At 65.1% G+C, this 23,996-nt stretch carries 23 protein-coding genes; 10 read left to right on the top strand and 13 right to left on the bottom strand.

Going from position 1 to position 23,996, the window contains the following annotated elements; translation table 11 throughout:
• Positions 1-32 precede the first annotated feature (32 nt).
• From AC3WMU_RS05200 to AC3WMU_RS05180, 5 genes are all read right to left on the bottom strand, one after another.
• The gene (locus AC3WMU_RS05200) at positions 33-716 is read right to left on the bottom strand and encodes a DUF2848 domain-containing protein (protein ID WP_006222260.1); all 684 of its coding nucleotides are present in this window, start codon (positions 714-716) and stop codon (positions 33-35) included.
• A 71-nt stretch (positions 717-787) separates the two neighbouring features.
• Positions 788-2,071 (bottom strand): TRAP transporter large permease, encoded by a 1,284-nt coding sequence (locus AC3WMU_RS05195; RefSeq protein ID WP_006222261.1) that lies wholly within the window; start codon positions 2,069-2,071, stop codon positions 788-790.
• Positions 2,068-2,688 carry a TRAP transporter small permease subunit gene (locus AC3WMU_RS05190; RefSeq protein WP_006222262.1) on the bottom strand — a complete coding sequence of 207 codons (621 nt, stop codon included), beginning with the start codon at positions 2,686-2,688 and terminating at the stop codon, positions 2,068-2,070. Before AC3WMU_RS05190 ends, AC3WMU_RS05195 begins: the two co-directional genes overlap by 4 nt.
• A gap of 81 nt (positions 2,689-2,769) precedes the next feature.
• Positions 2,770-3,816: a TRAP transporter substrate-binding protein gene (locus tag AC3WMU_RS05185; RefSeq protein ID WP_006222263.1), complete on the bottom strand. Its 1,047-nt coding sequence runs from the start codon at positions 3,814-3,816 to the stop codon at positions 2,770-2,772.
• 416 nt (positions 3,817-4,232) lie between these two features.
• Positions 4,233-5,138: a LysR family transcriptional regulator gene (locus tag AC3WMU_RS05180; protein ID WP_006222264.1), complete on the bottom strand. Its 906-nt coding sequence runs from the start codon at positions 5,136-5,138 to the stop codon at positions 4,233-4,235.
• A 67-nt stretch (positions 5,139-5,205) separates the two neighbouring features.
• Here AC3WMU_RS05180 and AC3WMU_RS05175 point away from each other — a divergent pair, with 67 nt between their 5' ends.
• Positions 5,206-6,165, top strand: coding sequence for a DMT family transporter (locus AC3WMU_RS05175; protein ID WP_006222265.1), 960 nt, complete (start codon positions 5,206-5,208; stop codon positions 6,163-6,165).
• Between the two features lie 146 nt (positions 6,166-6,311).
• On the top strand, positions 6,312-7,502 hold the full coding sequence (gene fabV, locus AC3WMU_RS05170) for an enoyl-ACP reductase FabV (RefSeq protein ID WP_280026118.1): 1,191 nt from the start codon (positions 6,312-6,314) through the stop codon (positions 7,500-7,502).
• Positions 7,503-7,511: 9 nt separating this feature from the next.
• Here fabV and AC3WMU_RS05165 read toward each other — a convergent pair whose 3' ends face one another.
• The 3 genes from AC3WMU_RS05165 to AC3WMU_RS05155 all read right to left on the bottom strand — a co-directional run bounded on the left by AC3WMU_RS05165 (position 7,512) and on the right by AC3WMU_RS05155 (position 9,685).
• The gene (locus tag AC3WMU_RS05165) at positions 7,512-7,820 is read right to left on the bottom strand and encodes a fimbrial protein (protein ID WP_006222267.1); all 309 of its coding nucleotides are present in this window, start codon (positions 7,818-7,820) and stop codon (positions 7,512-7,514) included.
• Between the two features lie 218 nt (positions 7,821-8,038).
• Entirely contained in the window at positions 8,039-8,764 is a 726-nt protein-coding gene (gene serB / locus AC3WMU_RS05160; protein WP_006222268.1) for a phosphoserine phosphatase SerB, read from the bottom strand.
• 12 nt (positions 8,765-8,776) lie between these two features.
• Positions 8,777-9,685 (bottom strand): LysR substrate-binding domain-containing protein, encoded by a 909-nt coding sequence (locus tag AC3WMU_RS05155; RefSeq protein ID WP_035212133.1) that lies wholly within the window; start codon positions 9,683-9,685, stop codon positions 8,777-8,779.
• Between the two features lie 245 nt (positions 9,686-9,930).
• On the opposite strand from AC3WMU_RS05155, the gene AC3WMU_RS05150 reads away from it, so the two are divergent.
• Genes AC3WMU_RS05150 through AC3WMU_RS05140 form a run of 3 tightly spaced genes read left to right on the top strand, consistent with a single transcriptional unit; the run spans position 9,931 to position 13,674 of the window.
• Positions 9,931-11,007, top strand: coding sequence for an ABC transporter ATP-binding protein (locus tag AC3WMU_RS05150; protein ID WP_006222270.1), 1,077 nt, complete (start codon positions 9,931-9,933; stop codon positions 11,005-11,007).
• A gap of 13 nt (positions 11,008-11,020) precedes the next feature.
• Entirely contained in the window at positions 11,021-12,667 is a 1,647-nt protein-coding gene (locus AC3WMU_RS05145) for an ABC transporter permease (RefSeq protein WP_492281945.1), read from the top strand.
• 23 nt (positions 12,668-12,690) lie between these two features.
• Positions 12,691-13,674: an ABC transporter substrate-binding protein gene (locus AC3WMU_RS05140; RefSeq protein ID WP_088587286.1), complete on the top strand. Its 984-nt coding sequence runs from the start codon at positions 12,691-12,693 to the stop codon at positions 13,672-13,674.
• 45 nt (positions 13,675-13,719) lie between these two features.
• Here AC3WMU_RS05140 and AC3WMU_RS05135 read toward each other — a convergent pair whose 3' ends face one another.
• Positions 13,720-14,397 carry an ABC transporter ATP-binding protein gene (locus tag AC3WMU_RS05135; RefSeq protein WP_006222273.1) on the bottom strand — a complete coding sequence of 226 codons (678 nt, stop codon included), beginning with the start codon at positions 14,395-14,397 and terminating at the stop codon, positions 13,720-13,722.
• Here AC3WMU_RS05135 and AC3WMU_RS05130 point away from each other — a divergent pair.
• Positions 14,396-15,061: an arylesterase gene (locus AC3WMU_RS05130; RefSeq protein ID WP_006222274.1), complete on the top strand. Its 666-nt coding sequence runs from the start codon at positions 14,396-14,398 to the stop codon at positions 15,059-15,061. The genes AC3WMU_RS05135 and AC3WMU_RS05130 overlap by 2 nt on opposite strands.
• A gap of 26 nt (positions 15,062-15,087) precedes the next feature.
• Here AC3WMU_RS05130 and AC3WMU_RS05125 read toward each other — a convergent pair whose 3' ends face one another.
• Positions 15,088-17,052, bottom strand: a complete 1,965-nt coding sequence (locus AC3WMU_RS05125; protein ID WP_006222275.1) for a SurA N-terminal domain-containing protein — start codon at positions 17,050-17,052, stop codon at positions 15,088-15,090.
• A gap of 355 nt (positions 17,053-17,407) precedes the next feature.
• On the opposite strand from AC3WMU_RS05125, the gene AC3WMU_RS05120 reads away from it, so the two are divergent.
• The 3 genes from AC3WMU_RS05120 to AC3WMU_RS05110 all read left to right on the top strand — a co-directional run bounded on the left by AC3WMU_RS05120 (position 17,408) and on the right by AC3WMU_RS05110 (position 20,542).
• Entirely contained in the window at positions 17,408-18,700 is a 1,293-nt protein-coding gene (locus AC3WMU_RS05120) for a M20/M25/M40 family metallo-hydrolase (RefSeq protein ID WP_280026114.1), read from the top strand.
• Positions 18,701-18,888: 188 nt separating this feature from the next.
• A complete protein-coding gene (gene ugpQ, locus AC3WMU_RS05115) occupies positions 18,889-19,638 on the top strand; it encodes a glycerophosphodiester phosphodiesterase (RefSeq protein WP_424626484.1) in 750 nt (249 codons plus the stop codon).
• Between the two features lie 13 nt (positions 19,639-19,651).
• Positions 19,652-20,542, top strand: a complete 891-nt coding sequence (locus AC3WMU_RS05110; protein WP_454677065.1) for a 23S rRNA (adenine(2030)-N(6))-methyltransferase RlmJ — start codon at positions 19,652-19,654, stop codon at positions 20,540-20,542.
• Between the two features lie 82 nt (positions 20,543-20,624).
• Here AC3WMU_RS05110 and AC3WMU_RS05105 read toward each other — a convergent pair whose 3' ends face one another.
• The 3 genes from AC3WMU_RS05105 to AC3WMU_RS05095 form a co-directional block, all read right to left on the bottom strand.
• The gene (locus AC3WMU_RS05105) at positions 20,625-22,061 is read right to left on the bottom strand and encodes a dihydrolipoyl dehydrogenase (RefSeq protein ID WP_492281944.1); all 1,437 of its coding nucleotides are present in this window, start codon (positions 22,059-22,061) and stop codon (positions 20,625-20,627) included.
• Between the two features lie 229 nt (positions 22,062-22,290).
• Entirely contained in the window at positions 22,291-23,019 is a 729-nt protein-coding gene (locus AC3WMU_RS05100) for a glutathione peroxidase (protein WP_006222280.1), read from the bottom strand.
• Between the two features lie 171 nt (positions 23,020-23,190).
• Positions 23,191-23,391: a heavy-metal-associated domain-containing protein gene (locus tag AC3WMU_RS05095; protein WP_006222281.1), complete on the bottom strand. Its 201-nt coding sequence runs from the start codon at positions 23,389-23,391 to the stop codon at positions 23,191-23,193.
• A gap of 202 nt (positions 23,392-23,593) precedes the next feature.
• On the opposite strand from AC3WMU_RS05095, the gene cueR reads away from it, so the two are divergent.
• Positions 23,594-23,986 (top strand): Cu(I)-responsive transcriptional regulator, encoded by a 393-nt coding sequence (cueR, locus tag AC3WMU_RS05090; protein WP_006222282.1) that lies wholly within the window; start codon positions 23,594-23,596, stop codon positions 23,984-23,986.
• Positions 23,987-23,996 lie beyond the last annotated feature (10 nt).

Here is a 23,996-nt window from a genome sequence, read left to right as displayed (position 1 = left end):
CGCCTGGCGATCAATACCGTGCGAAACCGGAATCAGGCCACCACAGGCAGCGATTCGACATGATAGCGGTGACTCAGCGTGCGTTGGCGGCGCGGGTCGAACAGTTCCATGGTGAAGTCCGCCGCCGCGCGGATGCCGCCAATGGCGCCCACCGTGCCGCAGGTCATGCCCGCGCCTTGCGGCAGGACGGCCGCGCCGCCGGTGTAGCCGGCGATCAGGTCCTGCGGCGTGCGCAGCGTGGACAGCGGACCTTCCTGGTACAGCACCTTTTCGCCGTTCTCGACGATGTAGGAGCGGATGACCAGTTCATCCCAGTAGTCGGCCACGTCGGCCAAACGCCAGGCGCTGGTGGCAACCGGCTTGACGCAGACCTGCTTGGACATGGCGACGCTGACCGTCTCCAGTTTGCGGTCGGTATGGTCGGACGCGATGCTGACGTACATCTCGCCGTCCACGGCGAAGACGAAGGTCTCGACTTCGCCCGAGGATTCTTCGCCCACGGCCTGCACGCTTTCGGCCTGGGTCAGCTGGTTGTCGGCGATGCGGTAGTACAGCGGCACGCTGGTCGGACGCGGCACGCCGATGGCGGCCAGCTCTTCGATGTGGTGCTCGATGGCGGCGATGTCGCGCCCGGCCCAGCCGGCCACGATCAGCGTGTTGAAGTCCACTTCCACCTGGCGGGGGTTGGCGTCGTCGATGTTGAATACGGCTTTCATATCAGTCCTGCGGAATCAAAGGGAGGGAACGGGGCGACCCAGGCCGGGCCGCCGCCGGTACGGATAAGGAATCAACCGAAGGCGCGCGGCAGCCACAACGCCAGGTCGGGCCAGAACGCCAACAGGGCCAGCATCACGAACATGGCGAGGACGAACGGCAAGCTGCCGACGATGACCGCGCTCATGGATCCGGCCTTGCGCAGACTTTGCACCACGAACAGGTTCAGACCGACAGGCGGCGTGATCAGGGCGGCTTCAACCAGGATGATGATCACGATGCCCAGCCAGATCGGGTCGTAGCCCAGCGCGATCATGATGGGCGCGACGATCGGGATCGTCGTGATCATCATCGACAGCGTTTCCATGAAGCAGCCCAGCACCAGGTAGAAAATCACCACGATCAGCAACATCCAGCCGGGCGACAGGCCCAGGCCAGTAATCGACTTGGTCAGCGCGTCGGTCAGGCCGGTGGCCGACATGACGAAGTTCAGGAAGCTGGCCGCGATGACAATCAGCATGATCATCGCCGTGGACCGCATCGTGCCTTCCAGCACTTCGCGCAGCATCGACCAGTTCAGCCGGCGGAACCATGCCGCAAGGATGAAGGCGCCCAGCACGCCCAGCGCCGCGGCCTCGGTGGGCGTCGCAAGCCCCGCGTAAATGGAGCCCACCACCAGGAAGAAGATGCCCATGGGCGGCGCCAGATGCACCAGGCTGGCGAATCGTTGACCCCAGGTCGCATGGATCTTCTTGCCGCCCCACGAGGGTTTGGCCACGCAGGCGATCACGACCGTCAGCATGAACAAAGCCGCCATCGCAAAGCCGGGAATGATGCCGGCCAGGTACAGCTTGGGCACCGACGAATTCGTCAGCACGCCATAGATGACCAGGTTGATCGAGGGCGGAATCAGGATGCCCAGCGTACCGCCGGCGGCCAGGCTGCCCAGGAACAGGGGCTCGTTATAGCCATACTTGCGGATCTGCGGAATGGCGACTGTGCCCACCGTGGCCGCAGTAGCCACGCTGGAGCCCGACGTGGCCGAAAACAGCGTGGATGCGCCGATGTTGGCATGCATCAGCCCGCCAGGCAGCCACGACAGCCACAGGCTCATCGCGCCGTACATGCGTTCGGCAAAGCCTGCGCGCAGCAGCACTTCGCCCAGCATGATGAACAGGGGAATCGCCACCAGCAGGAACTCGTTGTTCGAGCTCCAGGAAATCTCGCCGATGGCGCGCGACAGCGGCAGCATCGAAAACAGCGGGTCCAGGATCAGGCCCAACACACCAAGCGCCGCGCCCACCGGAATGGACAGGCCGATCAGCACCAGCAATAAGGTCAATGCGGTGGAAATCATGCGGGTTCTCCCTTCACCATGCGCTCGCCCGCGGCGGCTTCTTCGTCGGCTTCTTCCTGCGCCGAACGCACGCCGCAGATCTGCTTGACCAGTTCGATGTCGCCCGTGACCAGCGCCGCGGAAGCGCGCGCCAGCATCAGGGCAACCGTGATGCACATCCAGGCCAGACCCAGCAGCCACAGTCCCTGCGGAATCCACAGCGGCGTGGCAAGCGGCGTATTAGCGGCGGATTTCTGCGCCCATGAGGTCTGGACTACCTCGTAGGCGTAGTACGTCAGGAACACCATGAAGACGGCCATCGCCACCATGGAGATCCAGTCCAGCACGGCAGACAGGCGCACCGGCAGATATTGATAAAGCACATCGACACGCACGTTGGCGCGCTGCAGCGTGGCGAACGCCAGCGCCCACGAGGTGCTGATGGCAAAGGCATAGCTGGACAACTCGTCGGCGCCGCCCGTGGTGAAGCCCAGGAATTTGCGGGCCAGGACGTCAAAGGAGATCAGCAGCACGCTGGCCACCGTCAAAGCGCCGCCGGCCCATACGGCCGCGCGCGAAAAGCTCTCGGCGCGCCGCAACAGGCCGCCAAGCAGGCGGAAGTGTTCGGTTTGGGTCATGAATGGAACCTCTGCGGGCAACGCCCGTAATGACTTGCCTTGCAACGCGCCGCCGCGCAAGGCGGCGACGCGGGATGGCGCTTACTTGCTGGCGGTCAGGCCCAGCGTCTTGCCGATGGTGGCGTTGAAGTCCTTGACGCACTGCGCCGAGCAACGCGCGGCCCACTTGGGCAAGACGGCTTCCTGCGCGACCTTCTTCAGCAGGGCCTGGTCGGCCTCGCTAGGTTGCACCAGAACCATCTTGCCCTTGACCGGGAACGGGCACGCGGCGGCACCGGTGTTGCAGTCATAGCCTTCCTGCGTCTGGCGCGCGGCCGCTTCCCAGATGTTGTCGACCAGCGTCTTCACGTTGGCCTGCAGGAAGGTGCGAACCGCGGGATCCAGCTTATCCCAGGCTTTCTGATTGACGGCGTGGATCTGCTGGTTCCAGTTGATGGGCAGCGCGACCAGGTGCGTGGAGACCTCGTACCACTTGGCCGAATAGCCAGACAGCGAACCCGTGATGGCGCAATCGACCACCTTGTTCTGCAGCGCCGGGACCACTTCGCCGAAGGCCATGGTGACGCTGGAACCGCCCAGCGCTTCAACGAATTCGGCCGTGGTGCGGCTGCTGGTGCGTACCTTCTTGCCCTTGATGTCGGCCAGGCTCTTGATCTCGGCATTGCAGAACAACACTTGTGCCGGATAGGTCGAGATGCCCAGCAGCTTGACGTTGCTGCCTTCGCCATACAGCTTGGCGTAGACGGGTTCGAACGCTTCGGTGACGGCGCGCGCCGTCTTGACGTCCGGTGCCAGGCCAGCCAGGTCGATCGCTTCATTGATGGGATTGTCGCTGGCGAAGTACGACAAGGTCGCGGTGCCGAATTCAATCACGCCCTGCGACATCAGGCGCAGCAGTTCGGGGCCCTTCAAGCCCATTTCATTGAAGCCCTTGATGTCCGCCGTAACCTGCCCTTTGGACAGCTCGGGGATGGTCTTGGTCCAGAACGGCTTTTCGTAGTCGTTGTAGGCGGTCAGGTTGGACAGGCCTCCCACGACCTTCAACTGGGTTTTGGGCAGATCTTGCGCGTGGACGGCGCCTGCCAGCAAGCTGGCAGCGACGGCGGCGAAAACAAGAGACTTCTTCATGGACAAAACTCCTGGCTGGCGGGATGGTCTGTCGCGCGCGGGATCCCGTTACCCTGATCGCACGCGGTTAGGAATCGGGGATTCAGGGTCGGGAGTCAAGCGCGCGGCGCGGTAAATCCGCCACCGCCTGCGTCCAGTGTTGGAACAGATGCGTATTCATGCTTTCCCCCCGCGCTGTGTATCCAGGCGTTGCTTGCTTATTCATGTGCCGCCATTGCATCGTCAGGGGCGCGGAGCGTCCAATCGTATGTTGCGATGTGGGGGTATAAATATTTCTTGGGTCTCCTGACGGCAGCTCGCCAAGAATCCCGCAAACCGCCTATTGACGGGGCTTAGCGGGCGATCGGGCACACCCGGACGCGGGCGGCCGAGGGACGCGCCGGCACGCGGCCGTGCGCGGCATATGGGGAAAACACCTAGGCAGGAATGCCGTCGGCGGCCTGCGCGGCGACCTTCTGCGCCATCTGCGCAATGACCTTGACCGCATGGCTGTCCGGGCCTTGCACCCAGGTCGCCGTGAAACTCAGCTCAGGCAGCGGATCGGCCTCGACGCGCAGGATGCGCAATTCGCCGCGCGCAAGCTCCTTGCCCAGGAACACCGGGGCGATCACGCTGGTGCCGATGCCGTCCTGCGTCATGCGCACTACCATCGACATCGACGCGCTGCCGTACATGCGCGGCGCCGACACGCCCGCGCGCGTCAGCATGTCGCGCACGAAGCGGTACGGCGCGCTATTGGACGGGTAAGTGATGATGGGCAGCTTCCCAATCCGTTCCAGGGTCAGCGGTTCAGGCCCCAGATCCAGCGTGGGGCTGGCTACCCAGGCCAAGGGATAGGTGCACAGCGGCAGGTTCTCCACCCGTGCCTCCAGCACCGGCCCCATCAGGAAGGCAAGGTCGATCTGGCGCGACATCAGGTGCGAGCGCAGCACGTGGGTGGTGTCGACTTCGATCTCCAGCACCAGCGCCGGATACGTCGTGTGGATCAGTTCGATCAACGTGGGCAACCAGGTCTGCACGATGGTCTCGGCCACGCCGATACGCACCGTGCCCGTCATCACGTTCTGTTCGCGTGCGGCTTCAAACATGTCGCGCCGCACCTGCAGCATGCGCTCGGCGTGCGAGAGCAGTTCATGGCCCTTGGCGGTGAGCTTGACGCCGCGCGCGTCGCGCTCGAACAACAGCACGCCCAGGTCGGCCTCAAGCGAGGCAATGCGCTGCGATACCGCAGGCTGCGTGGTGTTGAGCTTTTCCGACGCGGCGCGAAAGCTGCCCAGCGTGGCGACCCAAAAAAAAGTTTCGACGTTGCGTAGTTCTATCATTGGCCTTTCCCCCCGGCGCGATGAGCGTATCATGGCAGCCGCCCGTTTCCCCATTAGGAGCCTGTCCATGCCCCCGGCCGATTCCGGTCGCCCGCCAGCCGCCGCGCCCGCCTCCCGCGGCCCGCTCGTCGGGATCCTGTTGCTGGTGCTTTCGATGTGGACGCTCTCCTGTCTGGACGCCAGCGGCAAATGGGTGATGAACGCGGGCGTGCCGTTGCTGGTGCTGTCCTGGTTCCGGTATGTGGTGCATCTGGTCCTGGTGCTGGCATTGGTGCTGCCCACCAAGGGGGTCGGCGTGCTGCGCAGCAAACGCCCGCGCGAACAGTTGATCCGCGGCGGTTCGATGTTCCTGGCCACGCTGATGTTCTTCACCACACTCAGCTACATCCCGCAGGCCGAGGCCACGGCCATCAACTTCCTGGCGCCCCTGCTGGTGCTGTCGCTGGCGCCCTGGATCCTGAAAGAACCCGCGCGGCTCTCGCGCTTCGTGGCGGCAGGCATCGCCTTCATCGGCGTCATCATCGTCATCCGGCCGGGCGGCGGCCTGCATCCGGTGGGCACCATTTTCGGGCTGCTGACGGCCTGTTGCTTCGCGGCCCAGTTCATCGCCACGCGGCGCGTCGCCGGGGACGATCCGTTCACGTCGCTGATCTGGAGCGGCGCGGTGGGCACGGCCTGCCTGACGCTGTCCCTGCCCTTCGTGCTGCCGGCCGCCCTGCCCGTGCTGCAATCGCTGTCGGCCTTCGACTGGTTCCTGCTGATCTCGACCGGCGTGACTGGCGGCGTGGGCCACCTGTTCCAGATCGCCGCCTACCGGCGCGCGCCCGCCTCGACGCTGGCGCCGTTCATCTATCTGCAGATCATCAGCGCCACCTCCGTGGGGTGGCTGGTCTGGGGCCATTTCCCGGATCCGCTGACCTGGCTGGGCATCGCCATCATCTGCGCCAGCGGCATCGGCATCGGCCTGGTCGAATGGCGCCGCGGGCCCGCCGCTGCCACCGCCCCGGCCAAGGCCGGCGCCCGCTGACCGGGGAAGGCGCAGCCAACGCCGGCCCGCCAGCAGCCCCGGGCTGGCTCCCGTACAATGCTGGTCGCTTTTTGCGCTTTCGCGCACCGGTCGCGCCGGCATCCGGCATTCCCCCAGCATTTCGCACTTCCCCGAACGAGGTCTTCATGATCATCAAGCCCCGCGTGCGCGGTTTCATCTGCGTCACCACCCATCCCGTCGGCTGCGAGGCCAACGTGAAGAACCAGATCGACTACGTCAAGGCGCAAGGCCCGATCGCCGGCGGCCCGAAGCGTGTGCTGGTGCTGGGCGCGTCGACCGGCTATGGCTTGGCCGCGCGCATCAGCGCGGCGTTCGGCTGTGGCGCGCAGACGCTGGGCGTGTTCTTCGAACGCCCCGCCGAGGCCGCCAAGGCCGGCACGCCGGGCTGGTACAACTCGGCCGCCTTCCACAGGGCGGCCGAAGCGGAAGGCCTGTACGCCAAGAGCATCAATGGCGACGCGTTTTCGGACGAGATCAAGCAAAAGACCATCGCCGCAATCAAGGCGGACCTGGGCCAGGTCGACCAGGTGATCTATAGCCTGGCCGCCCCGCGCCGCACGCACCCCAAGACCGGCCAGGTCTTCAATTCGACGTTGAAACCGATCGGCCATGCGGTCAATCTGCGCGGCCTGGACACGGACCGTGAGGTCGTCAAGGAATCCGTGCTGGAACCGGCGACCCAGGCCGAAATCGACGCCACCGTCGCCGTCATGGGCGGTGAAGACTGGCAGATGTGGATCGACGCACTGCTGGAAGCCGGCGTTTTGGCCGAAGGCGCCACGACCACCGCCTTCACGTACCTGGGCGAGAAGATCACGCACGACATCTATTGGAACGGCTCGATCGGCGCCGCCAAGAAAGACCTGGACCAGAAGGTGCTGGACATCCGCGCCAAACTGGCCGCACGCGGCGGGGACGCCCGGGTCTCGGTGCTGAAAGCCGTGGTCACGCAGGCCAGCTCGGCCATCCCGATGATGCCGCTGTACCTGTCGCTGCTGTTCAAGATCATGAAGGCCGAAGGCACTCACGAGGGCTGCATCGAGCAGGTCTACGGCCTGTACAAGGACAGCCTGTGCAGCGCTACGCCGATCCTGGATGCCGACGGCCGCCTGCGCGCGGACTACAAGGAACTGGATCCGCAAGTGCAGGCGCAGGTGCAGGCGCTGTGGACCCAGGTCACCAGCGACAACATCTACCAACTGACCGATTTCGCCGGCTACAAGCAGGACTTCCTGCGCCTGTTCGGTTTTGAGATCGAAGGCGTGGACTATGACGCGGACGTGGACCCGGCCGTGGAAATCCGCGGCCTGATCTGACCCGGCTTCCTACAGGTAGTCGAGCGTCACGATGCTGTAGCGCTGATCCGGGCCGCCGTTGCGGCCCGGCACCGGCGGCAAGGCCTTGATGCTGACGGTGACGATGTTCGCTTCGGGAAGCGGCAAACGGCCGGCTGGTTGGTCGCACTGCGCTGAGGGGGGAGCCACCCCGGCCTTGCGGCCTTGCATGTCGACCCGACACGCCGCGGGCTCGACGATGGCCCCCGTAAACCGGATCGCGCCATCACTGGCGCCGGCCACCGCGGGGGCCAGCAACGAGACAAAAGACAACGCAAACACCGAATTGCGAATAGTCATGACGCCTCCCAAGGCGTAAACAGGATCCGGAAGGCGGGTTTGCCCTCCCTTTCCCCATTACGGCGCCGTTTCGCTGAACCTTAAGCGCCCTGCCTATGGACCGGCTACTGGTGCACGCCCGTCTTGAAGCGACGCCGCAAACTGCTTTATCTCGGTTGTCAATCAGACTACTAGTGATTTTTCATCGGATCAATCTGGATTTTGTCTGAAACTCGGGCTCAGGCGGCGTCTTCGATCTTGAACAGCGTCAGCAGGCGGTCCAGCCCGCCTTCGTCGATGGCGATATTCACTTCACGCCGAACCGCCGGCTTGGCGTGATAGCCCACGGACAGGCCCGCCGCACGCATCATCGGCAGATCATTGGCTCCGTCGCCCACCGCAATCGCGCGCTCGGTGCCCACTCCCAGGGATGCGCACACCTCCGCCAGCTTGCGGCGCTTTTCTTCGCCATCGCAGATATCGCCCCAGGCCTGCGGCAGCAGTCGGCCCGTCATACGGCCATCCACCATTTCCAGCACGTTGGCGCGCACGTCGTCCAACCCCAGCCGCACGCGCAAGCGGTCGGTAAAGCACGTGAACCCGCCCGTGACCAACAGGCAGGTCAGGCCGGCGGCCTTGCAGGCGGCGATCAGCGTTTCGGCGCCCGGATTGATCTGCACGCGTTGGTTGTAGACCTCGTCCAGCAACGCCTCGGGCATGCCAGCCAGCAAGGCCACGCGGTCGCGCAGGCTCTGCTTGTAGTCCACGATCTCGCCGCGCATGGCGGCTTCGGTCAACGCCGCCACTTCCGCCTTCTTGCCCATCAAATCGGCCATTTCATCCAGCGTCTCGATCGAGATAAGCGTGGAATCCATATCGAACGCGATGACGCGGTAATCGGAAAGCGCCAACGGTGGCGTAATGCCGCGCCATTGCAGGCCGGCGGACGGAGTGGAATACAGCATGGGAGTCCTTGTCTATCCGGGATGGGGCAAGCCGTGCTGTTGCGCGCACAGCCAGGCGATGAAAACTTGCGCCGACGCCGCGGCCGGGCCGTCGTGCCGGTACAGCGCATGGATGCCGGCGTTGGGCAATTGCGGCTGGGCGAACAAAGGCCGCAGGCGGTCGGCGCGGATATCGTCTTCCAGCAGGCTCCACGGCGCCAGGGCGATGCCCAGATCGTTCATGGCGGCCTGCATGCACAGGAACTGATGGTCGAACACCGGGCCGGGCAACTGCGCGGGCACGTCCACCTTGGCAAGCGCAAACCAGCGCGGCCAATGGTCCATGCCGCCCGAGATCTTCAACAGCGGATGCCCCAGGCAGTCTGCCGGGGCCGCCAGCCGGTTGCGCTCGATGAAGCGCGGGGATGCCACCGGCAGATGGAAATCGTCCAGGCAATGCACACAGGCCAGGTCCGACTGCGCCATGAAGCCGTGGCGGATCAGGACGTCACTGCCGGTATCGCCGCCCCGATCCAGGAACGGTCGCGCCTGCGTGCTCAACTGCACGTCGATCCCCGGATGCTGCGCCTGGAAGGTGGACAGGCGCGGGATCAGCCACTTCATCGTCAGCGACGGGGTCGCACACACGCGCAGCACGCCGCCATAGGCTGGCGCCTTCAGTTTGGCGGTTGCGATCGCGATGCGTTCCAGGCTGGCCTGCACTTCCGGAAAATACGCCTGCGCGCAAGGCAGCAACGCCACGCCGCGCGCTTCGCGGGCGAACAACGGCTGGCCCACATACTCTTCAAGAATGCGGATCTGCTGGCTGACCGCGCTGTGCGTGATGCTGAGCTCGTCGGCGGCGGCCGTGAAGCTGCGCAGCCGTGCCGCGGCTTCGAAGACGCGCAAGGCCTTCAATGGAGGCAGGCTCTGCCCCGCCATGTCAGCGGACGCCCGCCCGCGCGCCGGCCAGGCGCATGACTGTGCTGCTCTTTCCCACGTTTTCCCTTGTTGTGGTCTTATCGGCGGCGCGGCCTTGACCGGGCGCCTGCCTTGTTCAGCCGCATTCTAGGGGATAGTCGCGGCGCCGACCTCTTAGAAAATCTAACGCCACGCCTTAAAAAACACTGCTGGTCGCCGCGGGGACGCATTCCTATGATGCCGGGAACCCAAGCAGGAACCCAAAAATGGCATCGATCACGGTAGACGGCATCGTCAAGACTTTCGGCGGGCAGCAAGTGCTGCGCAATCTGTCGCTGCACATTCCCGACGGCGCGTTCTACACGCTGCTGGGGCCCAGCGGCTGCGGCAAGACCACCTTGTTGCGCTGCATTGCGGGTTTTTACGCACCCGATGGCGGACGTCTGTTGTTCGACCAGGACGACGTGACCCATGTGTCCGCGCACCGCCGCGACATTGGCATGGTGTTCCAGGACTACGCCCTGTTCCCCGACAAGACCGCGTTCGACAACGTGGCCTATGGCCTGCGCGCCCGCGGCGTGGCACGCGCCGAGACCACGCGGCGTGCCAATGAAGCGCTGGATAAAGTGGGATTGCTGGCCTTGGCCGACCGCTACCCCGCCCAGATGAGCGGCGGACAACGCCAGCGGGTCGCCCTGGCGCGCGCGCTGGTGATCCGGCCGCGCGTGCTGCTGATGGACGAGCCGCTGTCCAACCTGGATGCCAAGATGCGGCTGCAGATGCGCGACGTCATCCTCGACCTGGTGCGCGAAGCCGGCATCACGACCGTGTTCGTCACGCACGATCAGGAAGAGGCGTTGGCGATGTCGGACCGCATCGCCATCATGGACCACGGCAACATCGCCCAATTGGGCACGCCGGAAGAGCTCTACGGCACGCCGGTCAACGCCTATGTGGCCGACTTCATCGGCTCGGCCAATGTAATTCCCGTGCCGGCGCAGACCGGGCTGGCGGGCGCGCCCGACGGCCATGTCCGCTACGAACTGTGCGGCCTGGGCTTTGATGGCATGCAAGGCAGCACGCGGTTGGACGCCAACGGCGTGCTGATCGCGCGTCCCGAAGAACTCGCCCTGATGGCGCCCGCGCCCTATGTGCCGAACACGCTGCCGGGCAAAGTGCTGCGCCGCCAGTATCTGGGCTTCAAGACCGCCTATCGCATCGCGTTGGACAACGGATCCGAGATCCGGGTCGAATTGCATGCGGGCAACATGGTCGCGCAGTTCCAGCCCGGCGAAGCCGTGCAGGTGCTGATCCCCGCCGACAGCCGCGTCGTCAACGCCTGAGGACGCGCACGCCATGAAAATCAAATGGTGGCCCTGGGGCATCCTGACCGCGATCAGCCTGGTCTTGCTGCTGTTCTTCGTGCTGTACCCGCTGGGCGTGCTGTTCGGCAACAGCGTCACAGGACAAGATGGCGGCTTTTCGCTGGAAGGATTCAGGGCCCTGCTGGCGGATTCGCAATACCTGGAGGCCTTCGGCAACACGCTGATCCTGGGCCTGGCGGTCACCACCTGCACCGTGCTGGTGGGCGTGCCGTTTGCCTACATGGTGGCGCGCTACGACTTTCCGTTGAAGAACCTGGTGGCGATCCTGCCTGTCCTGACCATCGTGATCCCCGAGATCATCGTGGGCCAGTCCTGGCTGCTGATCCTGGGCAACAACGGCCTGTTGACGAACCTGCTGGGCGACGCGGGCATTTCGCTGCCGTCTTTCTACGGCTGGACGGGCATGGTGTTTTCCATGACGCTCGTCTACTACACGTACATCTACCTGGGCGTGTTGGCCGCGCTACGCGGCTTTGACGGGCAACTGGAGGAAGCCGGGCTGAGCCTGGGCACGCCGCCGTTCCTGACCAAGCTGCGCGTGCTGGTGCCCGTGCTGCTGCCCGCGGTGCTGGTCAATGCGCTGGTGGTGTTCACGCTGGTGGTCGGCAACTTCGCGCTGGCGATGCTGCTGGGCAGCCGCGTGCCGCTGCTGTCGGTGATGACGTACAACACGTTCGTCAGCGAAATGGGCGGCAGCCCCACGCTCCAAAGCGCCATGTCGGTGGTGTCGATCGCCATCGTCGCCATCGTGCTGTTCTTCCAGAAGCGCGTGGTGGAACGCAAGGTCTACACCATGACGCAGGGCCGCGCGCCGGCCGCCGTGCGCGTGCGTTCCTGGACCGCCGCCCTCTATACCGGCGGCGTCGGCTTCGTCATCCTGTTGTCCATGCTGCCGCTCATCATCGTGTTCGTGGCCGCCTTCACCAAGACCAGCGGGCCGGTCATGCAGTGGGGTCAATGGTCGCTGGCCAGCATGCAGCGCGCGGTGCATGGGGCGCCGGAGCCGATCCTGAATTCGTTGAAATTCGCCTCGCTGGCGACGGTGCTGGGCGTGGCCTTCGCCGTGCTGGTCAGCTACCTGACGATCAAGAAGCGCAGCGCCTTCACGCAGGTGCTGGACTACATCGTGGTGCTGCCGCTGACGATTTCCGGCACGGTGCTGGGCATTGCGCTGGTGCAGACCTTCAACACCGGCTGGCTGGTGCTGGCCGGCACCTCCGGCATCATGGTGCTGTGCTACACGGTGCGCCGCCTGCCGTTCGCCGTGCGCAACGCCTCGTCGGTGCTGTTCAACATCCCCGACTCGATCGAAGAGGCTTCGATCAGCCTGGGCGTGTCGCCGCTGATGACCTTCTTCAAAGTGATCCTGCCCGCCATGAAGGCATCGATCATTTCGGCTGCCATCCTGATGTGGCTGACGACGATCTCCGAGCTGTCGGCTTCGATCGTGGCCTACAGCGGCGGCCTGGAAACCATGCCGATCGCCATCTTCCGCCAGGTCGACGGCGGCAGGCTGGGCATGGCGTCCGCCTATGGCGCCGCGCTGGTCACGGTGATCGTGCTGCCCATCATCGTGTCGGTCAAGGCATTCCGCATCAAGCTGTTCTCCGGCAAATAACCCCCTCGATCCAAAGGCTACCCATGCAACTCAAGCACCTGATACTCACCAGTGTCCTGACCGCCGCCCTGGCGACGGGCGCCGCGCACGCCCAGAACGTCGTGCTGTATTCGTCGAACAATACGGAAACCATCGAGACCGCGCTGGAAGCCGTGAAGAAGACGAGCCCCAAGCTGAATGTGCAGCCCGTCACGGGCGGCACCGGCACGATGATGAAGCGCATCGAAGCCGAATCGCAGAACCCGCGCGGCGACCTGTTCTGGAGCGGCGGCTTCGGCACCCTGGGCGCCTACCGCCAGCATCTGCAGGCCTATCGCCCGGCAGACCTGGACAAGATCCCGGCCGAATTCCGCGGCCCGGACGACCTGTGGGTGGGCACGAACGTGCACGTCATGGTGATGATGGTCAACGAGCGGCAGCTGAAGGGTCTGCCTGCGCCGGCCACGTGGTCGGACCTGATGCAGCCGCAGTGGAAGAACAAGTTCGCCATCACCGATCCGTCCAAGAGCGGCACGGCCTACATGCTGGTGTACGGCCTGTACAAGCAGTTCGGCCAGGCCGGTCTGGACAAGATCGCCGCCAACGCGGTCGTGACGGCCTCGTCGGGCACCACCTACAAAGGCGTCGCCGCCGGCGAATACGCCGTGGGCATGACGCTGGAATACGCCGCGCAGGAATACGTGGCTGGCGGCCAGAAAGAGATCAAGCTCGTCTACCCGAGCGAAGGCAGCTACCTGGCGCCGGAAGGCATGTTCATCATCAAGGGCGCGAAGAACCTGGATGCGGCCAAGGCGCTGTACGACGGCCTGCTGAGCAAGGCGTCGCAGGAAGCGCAACTGGTGAAGAACTTCCGCCGCCCGACGCGCACCGACGTGGCGGTGGCCAGCCTGACCACCCTGCCCGACCTGTCGACGATCAAGATCTTCCCGGTCAGCCAGGAAGCCGCCGCCACCGAGTATGAAGCCGTGGTCGCAGCCTGGAATCAGGCCGTCGCCAAGGCGAAGTGATTGATCCGGCGAACGCCGTGATCGGATAAGGCCGGCCGGGGCGCCTCAGGCGCCCTGGACCATCCGGCCTGCTGCCAGCACCAGCTGGCGCCCGCAACGGGCGGCCAACTGCGGGTCGTGCGTCACCAGCACCAGCGTGGTGCCGTGCTCGCGGTGCAGGTCGAACATCAGGTCGATGACGGTCACGCCCGTGGCGGCATCCAGGCTGCCCGTGGGCTCGTCCGCAAACAACAGGTCGGGCTGCACCACGAAGGCGCGCGCCAGCGACACGCGCTGCTGCTCGCCCCCGGACAGCGTGCGCGGATAGTGATGCAGCCGGGCGCCCAGCCCCACGCGTTCCAGCATGGCCTGCGCCGCCTCGCGGGCGGATTGCCCGGCCAGCTCCAGCGGCAACATGACGTTTTCCAGCGCCGTCAGGTTCGGCAGCAGCTGGAACGACTGGAACACGAACCCCACATGATTGGCCCGCAGCCGCGCGCGGCCGTCCTCGTCCAGCGCGAACAGGTCCTGCCCGGCCAGGTGTACGCTGCCCATGCTGGGAACATCCAGCCCGGCCAGCAGTCCCAGTAACGTGGACTTGCCCGATCCGGAGCTTCCGGTGATGGCCACGGCGCTGCCGGCGGCCACCGTAAAATCAATACCTTCCAGGATAGACAGCGTCCCGCCGGCATCGGCCACCCGCTTGCCCAGCCCTTTCACCTCGATCGAATTCTTGCTATCCATGCGCCTATTTTCCCGTCTGCGTCTTACTTCCGCCCTGGCGACCACCGCCCTGGCAGCCGCCGTCATGGCGTCCCCCGCCCACGCTCAGACCGCCGCGGCGGCCCAGGGTTCCGCCTCGCGTACCGTATTGGTGGTGGGCGACAGCCTGTCCGCCGAATACGGCCTGAAGCGCGGCACCGGCTGGGTGCCCCTGCTGTCGGCCCGCGTTTCGGAACAATACCCGAAGTACCAGGTGGTCAATGCCAGCATCAGCGGCGACACGACCAGCGGCGGCGTGGCGCGCCTGCCGGCGCTGCTGCGCCAGCACGCGCCGGCGGTGGTGGTGCTGGAACTGGGTTCGAACGACGCGCTGCGCGGCCTGTCGCTGGCCATGACCGAACAGAACCTGCGCGCCATGGCCCAGGCATCGCGCAAAGCGGATGCCCAGGTGCTGATCGTGGGCATGCAGATTCCGCCCAATTATGGCCGCGACTACACGCAGCGCTTCGCCCAGCTGTTTCCTACGGTCGCCAAAGACGAAAACGCCCGGCTCGTGCCCTTCCTGATGGAAGGTATCGCAACGAACCGGGCGATGTTCCAGGCTGACGGCATCCATCCGAACGAGGATGCCCAGCCGCAATTGCTGGACAACGTGTGGCCGACGCTGCGGCCACTGTTGAACTAGGGGCCGCGCGGCCCCTGGTGGGCTGATCAGCCCGCCGCCTGCGGCTGGTCGCCGCGGATGACTTCGGCGGCGCTGGGCAGCACCTGCACCTTGTACTGTTCACGCAGCATCTTCAACAGCGCTTCGATCTCGGCCTGGCCCAGGCCACCCGACAGCTGTTGCGCCAGGCGGTCCTTGGCGGACGCGTCCACCGTGCCGGCCTCGACTTTTTCCAGGCGAACCAAGGTGTAGTCCACGCCCGATTGCACGCCGGCATAACCGGGCAATTGGGTGGCGGGCAAACGCATCGCGGCGTCGACCACCGCTTGCGGCACGTCCTTCGGATCCTGGCGCGACACGGTCACGGCGGGCGAGAAGCCCTCCGGCGCGGCCGACGGGTTGGCCTTGTCGGCGGCCAGCGCGGCTTCGCCTGCCTTCTTGGCGGCTTCGGCCGAACGCTCGTCCAGCAGCTTGGCGCGGATGGAATCGCTGACCTTGTCCAGCGTCGGCACGTGTGCGGGTTCCACGGCAGCGACGCGCACGGCCAGCATCGTGGCAGGCGACAGTTCAATCACGCCGGAATTCTGCTTTTCACGCAGGACGTCGGGCGAGAACAGCACCTGGCGCACGCGCGGGTTGTCCAGCAGCTCGGCGTCGGGGCTGTCGATGGCCGAGCCGGGGCCGGCCTTGTCGGCGGGCAGCAGGCCTTCGCGGGTCACGCCCGAGGCGGTGCGCAGCTTCAGGCCGACCGCGTCGGCGGCCGGTTGCAGGCTGTCGCGCTGGTCATAGACCTGCTTGTTCAACTGGCTGGCCATTTCGGAGAAATGCACGGCGGCAAGCTGCTTGCGCACTTCGCCCGTGATCTGGTCCTTGACCTCGGCCAGCGGCTTGACGGCCGCGGGCTGGATCTCGGTGACCTTGACGATGTGCAAGCCGGACGGGCTTTCCACCACGCCGGACACCTGGTCCTTGGCCTGGCCGAAAATCGCCTTTTCCAGCGGGCCGGTCAACATGCCCGGCGCCAGCCAGCCCAGATCGCCACCGTTGGCGGCCGAACCGGCATCCTGCGAATTCTTGCGGGCCAGTTCAGCGAACTGCGCCGGATCGGCAGCCGCCTGACGAGCCAGGTCTTCCGCCTTGACGCGCGCGGCCTTGCGGGCCTCTTCCGAGGCGCCCGGTGCCACTTCGATCATGATGTGGCTGGCGCGGCGGCGCTCGGGCTGGCCGAAGCGGTTCTTGTTCTGCTCGTAATACGAAGCCAGGTCTTCGTCCTTGACCTGGATGCCTTGGGTGGCGGCAGCCTCGTCCAGCACCAGGTATTGCACCTGGACCTGTTCGGGGATCTGCAGCTGCTGCTTGTTGGCGTCGTACCAGGCCTGGATATCGGCCGGGGTAACGGTAACTTGCGAGCGGTAGTCGGCGGCAGCAAAGCGGCGCAGTTGCACCGTGCGCTGCTGCGTCAACGCCGTTTCCAGCGACGCCACCACTTCTGCGGGCGCGCGCGACGATTGGCCGACGGGCTCCAGCACGCGGGCAACCGCCAGGTCGCGGCGCAGGCCGGCTTCAAAGGAGGTCGGCGACATGCCCTGGGCCGCCAGCACCTGGCGATAGCGCTCGGGCGAGAAGCGGCCGTTGTCCTGCACTTCCGGAATGGCGGCGATGGTGTTGCGCAGCGTTTCGTCGGACACCGTGAAACGGTTGTCGACGGCCACGTTGGCCAGCAGGCGCTGATTGATCAGCTGGTTCAGCAGGCTTTCGCGCATGGCCGGCGTGTCGATCACGGCCGGGTCGAACTGCGCACCCAGGCGTTGACGGAACTGCTCGAGCTGGTTGCGGTGCGCCTGATCAAACTCGGCACGCGAAATAGGCTGGCCGGCGACTGTCGCCAACTCAGGCTCTTTGCGCATGAAGCTGTCATAGCCTTGAATCCCGACCAGGAAAAAGGACGGCACAATCAGAAGCAGCAGGATGAACTGCATCCAGCGCCGATGGCTGCGAATAAATTCGAACATGGAATCCCTGTTGCCGCACTCCAGGGGTATCCACCCAGAGCCGCACGAAAACGCATAAAAAAAGGCGAACTCGATTCGCCCTATTCCCATACCGGTCATTACCGGATCAGCGGGCGGATTTTAGCATTACCCGCTCGTATGGGAGCTTCGGATTCACTTCAAGTTCCCGTTGGGCCGTCCAACCTGTCCCCGCTACATGGAAGCCGGATGCCGTCAACCCGGGAAATCACCATTTTCGCGCCTCTTGCGCACTCGTATCGTGACCTGCAGGGCCAAGCCGCCACCCGGCCGCGCGCCCCTGACGCCGGCCCATACCGCCGGTGCCCCTTTCCCAGCCACATAAAGGGTTCTCTCAATGCCGATTACCTCTCCCCGCCTGCATGTCCTGCGTGCCTGTATCGCCCTGGCGTTCCTGGGCGGCGCGCACGCGGCGCTGGCCGCGCCCGTGGCCGCCGTGCACGAAGCCGCGCAAGGCCAGCAGCAGGCCATGCTTGACACCATGCGGGACCTGGTCAACATCGAATCCGGCAGCAAGGACGTCGAAGGCGTCGAACGCATCGCCGAATTGATCCGCGACCGTCTGAAGGCGCTGGGCGGCACGGTCGAGATCCTGCCGGCCACCGACGTCTTCCGGCTGGACGACACTCCGGAGAAGGTCGGTCCGATGGTCCACGCCGAATTCAAGGGCACCGGCACCAAGAAGATCATGCTGATCGCCCACATGGACACGGTCTACCGCAATGGCATGCTCAAAGACCAACCGTTCCGCGTGGACGGCGACAAGGCGTACGGCTTGGGCATCGCGGACGACAAGCACGGGGTTGCGACCATCATCCACACCCTGGCCCTGCTGCAAAAGCTGGGCTTCCGCGATTTCGGCACCATCACCGTGCTGATCAACGGCGACGAAGAGATCAGTTCGCCGGGCGCGCGCAGCACGATCACCCGCCTGGGCGCCGACCAGGACGCCGTCTTCTCGTTCGAAGGCGGCGGCGCCGAAGCGCGCCTGACGCTGGCCACCAGCGGCATCGGCGCGGCCTACCTGACCGTGCAGGGCAAGACTTCTCACGCCGGCGCCCGCCCCGAAGGCGGCGTCAATGCCCTTTATGAATTGGCGCATCAGCTATTGCAGCTGGACAAGCTGTCCAAGCCCGAGGAAGGCCTGAAGCTGAACTGGACCGTGGCCCAGGCAGGCACCAACCGCAACGTCATTCCCGGCCAGGCAACCGCTCAGGCCGACGCCCGCGCGCTGCGCGTGTCCGACTTCGACGCCCTGGCGCGCACGCTGGAAGAGCGCGTCCAGAAGAAGCTGCTGCCCGAATCCAAGGTCACGGTGAAGTTCGAAGTGCGCCGGCCGCCGCTGGAGGCCACCGCGGCATCCCGCGCCCTGGCCCAGCACGGCGTGCAGATCTACAAGGAACTGGACCTGCCGATGAAAGTCGTCGACCGCGCCAGCGGCGGCGGCACCGACGCCGCCTTCGCCGCCCTCAAGGCTCGCGGCCCGGTCATCGAAGGGATGGGGCTGAGCGGCTTCGGCGCCCACTCTAACGACGCCGAATACATCCAGATCAACAGCATCGTGCCGCGCTTGTATCTGGCCACCCGCATGATCATGGATGTGTCGCAAGACAAAGCGCCGCTGAAATAGAGCCCGGGTGGAAGCCGGCCCTCAGAAGGATAGCCGCCCCGCCGCCGGGCCGCCCCAAGGCGGGGCAGCCCCCTCGGGGGGCAGCAAGCGAGCGCAGCGAGTGCGGCGTGGGGGCCTTCCGGGCGTCATGGGGGCAAGAAGGAGTATCCTTGCAACCCTGTCCATAAGAAGCACACGCAACACCAAAAATGACCGCAAAACTCCCGTCCTGGCCCTATTCCCGTTACATCGCGCACCGCGGCGGTGGTCGTTTGGCGCCGGAGAACACGCTGGCCGCCATGCGCGTGGGCGCCGAGCATGGTTTCACGATGTTCGAATACGACGTGAAGCTGAGCAGCGACAACGTCCTCGTGCTGATGCACGACGATGACGTCGACCGCACCTCCAACGGACAAGGCCCGGCCGCCGCCAAGACCTACGCGGAACTCGCGCAACTGGACTTCGGCAGCTGGCACTCGGCCGCCTACGCCGGCGAGCCGTTGCCCACCTTTGCCGCCGTGGCCCGCTACACGGTCGCCAACCACATCGCCAGCAACGTCGAGATCAAGCCCTGCCCCGGCCGCGAAGCCGAGACCGGCGCGGCCGTCGCGCTGGCCTGCAAGCAGTTGTGGCAAGGCGCCAGCACGCCCCCGCTGCTGTCTTCCTTCGCCGAAGAGGCGCTGCAAGCCGCGCTGGAAGTGGCGCCCGAGCTGCCGCGCGCGCTGCTGGTAGAGAAAGTCCCCGCCGATTGGCGCGAACGCCTGGTCAAATACGACTGCGTCGCGCTGAACATCAACCAAAAAGACGCAACCCGCGAACTGATTGATGCCGTGCATGCCGCCGGCTACCGGATCGCGGCCTGGACCGTCAATGACCCCGAACGCGCCCGCTTGCTGCTGGACTGGGGCATCGACGGCATTTTCACCGACGAGCTGGCCGCGATCCGGCCGGCCGCCTGAGGCAGAACGCCCCGTGTTCAGTTACCGCCACGCCTTCCACGCCGGCAACCACGCCGACGTGCTCAAGCACGCCATCCTGGTTCACACCCTGGATTACTTCAACAAAAAGGACGCGCCCTATTGGGTCGTGGACACCCACGCCGGCGCAGGCCTCTACAACCTGGAAGGCGACTGGGCGAACAAGACCTCGGAATTCGTGGACGGCATCGGCCGCCTGTGGGAAGCCAAGGACTTGCCGCCGCTGCTGGCCGACTATGTTGCCCGCATCCGCGACTACAACACCAACGGTCGCCTCAAGCGCTACCCCGGTTCGCCGTGGCTGGCGCTTGACGTGATGCGCCCCTCGGACCGCCTGCGGCTGTTCGAGATGCACCCGACCGAAATCGATACGCTCGTCGTCAACCTGGAACACCAGGGCCGCGCCGCGCAGCGCCAGACCACGATCTACGGCGATGATGGCTTCGAAGGCGTCAAGGCCCTGCTGCCGCCGCCCACGCGCCGCGGCATGGTGCTGATCGACCCGTCGTACGAAGACAAGCACGACTACCGCCGCACGCTGATCACCGTGAAGGAATGCGTCAAGCGCTTTGCCACCGGCACCATCGCCGTCTGGTATCCGCTGGTGCAACGCCGCGAAGCCAGCGAAATGGCGCGCCACTTCGAGAACCTGAAGGTCAAGAGCTGGCTGCACGCCACCCTGACCGTCAAGAAGGCGACCATCGATGGCTATGGCCTGCACGGCAGCGGCATGTTCCTCATCAATCCGCCCTGGACGCTGCACGAAGGCTTGAAGCAAGCCATGCCGTACCTGGCCCGCGAACTGGGCCAGGACGAACGGGCCGGCTTCACGCTGCAATACCGCGAGAACCCCTTCCCGGTTCCGAAGAAGCACTCGGACGAATAAGTCGGATCGACGATGAAAATGGGCCGCAACATTGCGGCCCATTTCCGTTGCGACCCCTCTCTTCGACGGTTTCGGCCGCCGATCAGGCCGTCGCGTTCTCCGCCGCTTCGCTGCGCAGCGCCTCCTGAGCGCGGGCCAGTTTGGCCGCCGCATCACGCAACGCCGTACGCAGGCCTTCTTCGATCACGGGATGGTAGAACGGCATTTCCAGCATGCGCGCCACGGTCAGCTCCTGCTGCACCGCCCAGGCCAGCAAGTGGCCAATGTGCTCGGCGCTGGGTCCGACCATTTCGGCGCCCAGGAAGCGGCCCGTCGCAATGTCGGCGTACACGTGCAGCATGCCTTTGTTCTTCAGCATCACGCGCGACCGGCCCTGGTCGCTGAAATCCACCTCGCCGATCACGAAGGTGCCCGGGACCAGGCGTCCATAGCCCTGCCCCGCCAACGCGATCTGCGGATCCGAAAACACCACGGCCAGCGGCGCGCGCCGCAAGCCCTGGCGCACCTCGGGAAAGCGCGCGGCGTTTTCACCTGCGATGCGGCCTTCATCGGCGGCTTCGTGCAGCAGCGGCGCATCGGCATTGGCGTCGCCAGCGATGAAGATGGGCGAATCGCCCGCCTGCATCGTTTCCCGGTCGAACATCGGCACCCCGTGCGCATTCAACTCGAGCGAGGTGTTCTCCAGGCCCAGGCCGTCCACATTGGCGCGGCGCCCCGTGGCGACCAGCGCGTAGTCGAAGCGTTCGGTGCGTTCGCTGTTGTCCAGCGTCACGTAGCGCACTTCCACTTCGTCGCCGACGCGGGTGGTCTCCAGCACGCGGGCATCCGGGTCCAGATAAAACTCGCGCTGGAAGATCTTGCGTGCATTCAGGCGCACCTGCGGATCGCTGATGCCGCCCAGGCTGCCGCTTACGCCGAAGACGCGCACGTCCACGCCCAGCCGCGCCAGCGCCTGGCCCAATTCCAGACCGATCACGCCGGGGCCGAAAACGGCGACGCGACGCGGCAGGTCGTCCCAGGCGAAGACGTCGTCATTCACTACCAGGCGATCGCCCAGGGCCCGGAACGGCGGCGGCACCGACGGGCGCGAACCCGTGGCGATGACCACGCCGGTGGCATGCACTTCGGTGTGGTCATCGACCCGCAGCACCGTGTCCGACACGAAACGCGCATAGCCGCGCAGCTTGTCCTCGGCCGGAATATTTTCCACGCCTTCCAGCACGAAGCCGACGAAGCGGTCCCGTTCGCGCTTGACGCGGTCCATCACTTCCACGCCGTCCACCGAGATTTCGCCGCTGACGTGCACGCCGAAGGCTTCCGTATGGGCCGCGTTGTGGGCGGCTTCCGCCGCGGCGATCAGCAGCTTGGACGGCATGCAGCCCACGCGGGCGCAGGTCGTGCCGTATGGGCCGCCTTCGATCAGCAGCGCGCGCTTGCCCGCCGCTTTCGCGGCGCGATAAGCCGCCAGGCCGGCGGTGCCGGCGCCAATGACGGCGATATCAGTGTGCAGAGTTTTCATGACTGGGTATCCCCCATGTTGCGGGTAGCAAGGATTCAAAGGCGAGTTCCGCCTTGTTGCGCATCCTCGGGACGAACAGCGTCCGGCGACGCCAACGAAGGGCCGCGCAAGGAATGCGGTAAGGGTGCGTAAAAAGGGAAGCTCGTGCCGGCCGCAACGGCGCGGTCAACCTGCAACCGCGCCGTTGCGCCGGCCGGGCGCGGGGATTGCCCCCGCCTGGCTGACAGACTTAGGCGAAATGCGCCTTCAGGTCTTCCAGGCCGCCCACCAGCGAGCCATTGATGAACACCTGGGGAGCGGTGCCCTTGCCGGACACGGCGCCGATCACACGGCCGCGAACCTTGTTTTCCAGCGGGATTTCGATCGGGGCGTAGCCCTTTTCTTCCAGCAGCGCCTTGGCTTCCACGCAGAACGGGCAGCCCGGCTTGGAGAACACGACCACCTGGTCGGGTTTCTTGGCCGTCGGGGCGATGTGCGCCAGCATGGTGTCGGCGTCCGACACTTCAAACGGGTCGCCTTCCTTTTCGGGTTCGATGAACATCTTCTGGACGACGCCGTCCTTCACCAGCATCGAATAGCGCCAGCTGCGCTTGCCGAAGCCCAGGTCGCTCTTGTCGACCAGCATGCCCATGCCTTCGGTGAAGGCGCCGTTGCCGTCGGGCAGCAGCGTGATATTGGCCGATTCCTGGTCCTTGGCCCATTCGTTCATGACGAAGGTGTCGTTGACCGACACGCAGACGATGCTGTCCACGCCGGCGTTGAAGAACGCGGGGGCCAGTTCGTTGTAGCGCGGCAGGTGGGTCGACGAGCAGGTCGGCGTGAAAGCGCCGGGAAGCGAGAAGACGACAACCGTCTTGTTCTTGAACAGATCGTCGGTCGTGACCTTCTTCCACGTGTTGTCCTCACGGACGGGGAACGTTACGTTCGGAACACGTTGGCCTTCGCGGTTTTGCAGCATTCAATCTCTCCTTGGGTAGCGGGGTTTGTTTAACCACCATGGAAAGAATGATAAATCTTGGCTATCAATTAATCAAATTTAATAAACTAAATTGATCGATAGCTTTTGGCAATTAAGAAATAACCACCGAAAAGCCAGGCCTATCATAACCTGGCTGTCCGGCGGGCGGCGTTACAGGCGCGTCGGCTCGTAGCCCGCGTCGCGGATGGCAGCTTCGAGCTTGTCGGCCTGGTCCGTGCCCGTAATGGTGACGCGGTGCGTCGGCAGATCCACCGCCACGGTCGCGCCCGGCGCCGCCTGGCTCACCGCACCGGTGATGGTCTTCACGCAATGGCCGCAGGTCATGTCGGGTACTTGGAATTCGATGCTCATGGTTTTTCTCCGGAAATTTCAAGGCGGTGGGCACCCTTTGCACACCATGGATCACAGCTTAAACATTCCCACAATGGCAAGGTCAAGCGTAGAATGGGCCTTGACCTTCCCATTATGGGAAGGTCAACACTGGGCATTCCACTTCGGAACCAGCCTGGCCTGCCTTGCGCGCGCCGGGCAAGCCTGACCCAAGGAGCCTGACATGAATATCGGAGAAGCTGCAAAGAGCTCGGGCATTTCCGCCAAGATGATCCGCTATTACGAGAGCATCGGCCTGATCGGCCCGGCAGTGCGCACGGACTCGGGCTACCGCGTCTATGGCGACCACGACCTGCACACGCTGCGCTTCGTGCGCCGCGCCCGTGACCTGGGATTTTCAGTGGAGCAGATGAACGAGTTGCTGGCCCTGTGGAAAGACCGCAGCCGCGCCAGCGCCGACGTCAAACGCATTGCGCTGGGGCATGTCGAGGAACTGGAGCGCAAGGCCGAGGCGCTGCGTGACATGGCTGCCACCTTGAAGCACCTGGCGCATAACTGCCATGGAGACGACCGGCCCGACTGCCCGATCCTGGAAAACCTGGGGCGCTCGCACTAAGGCCGGCCGC

The organism is Achromobacter sp. FW305-C-13, from assembly GCF_058783475.1.
Note: the sequence above shows the minus strand (reverse complement) of the source record. Positions and strands in the feature narration are given on the sequence as shown.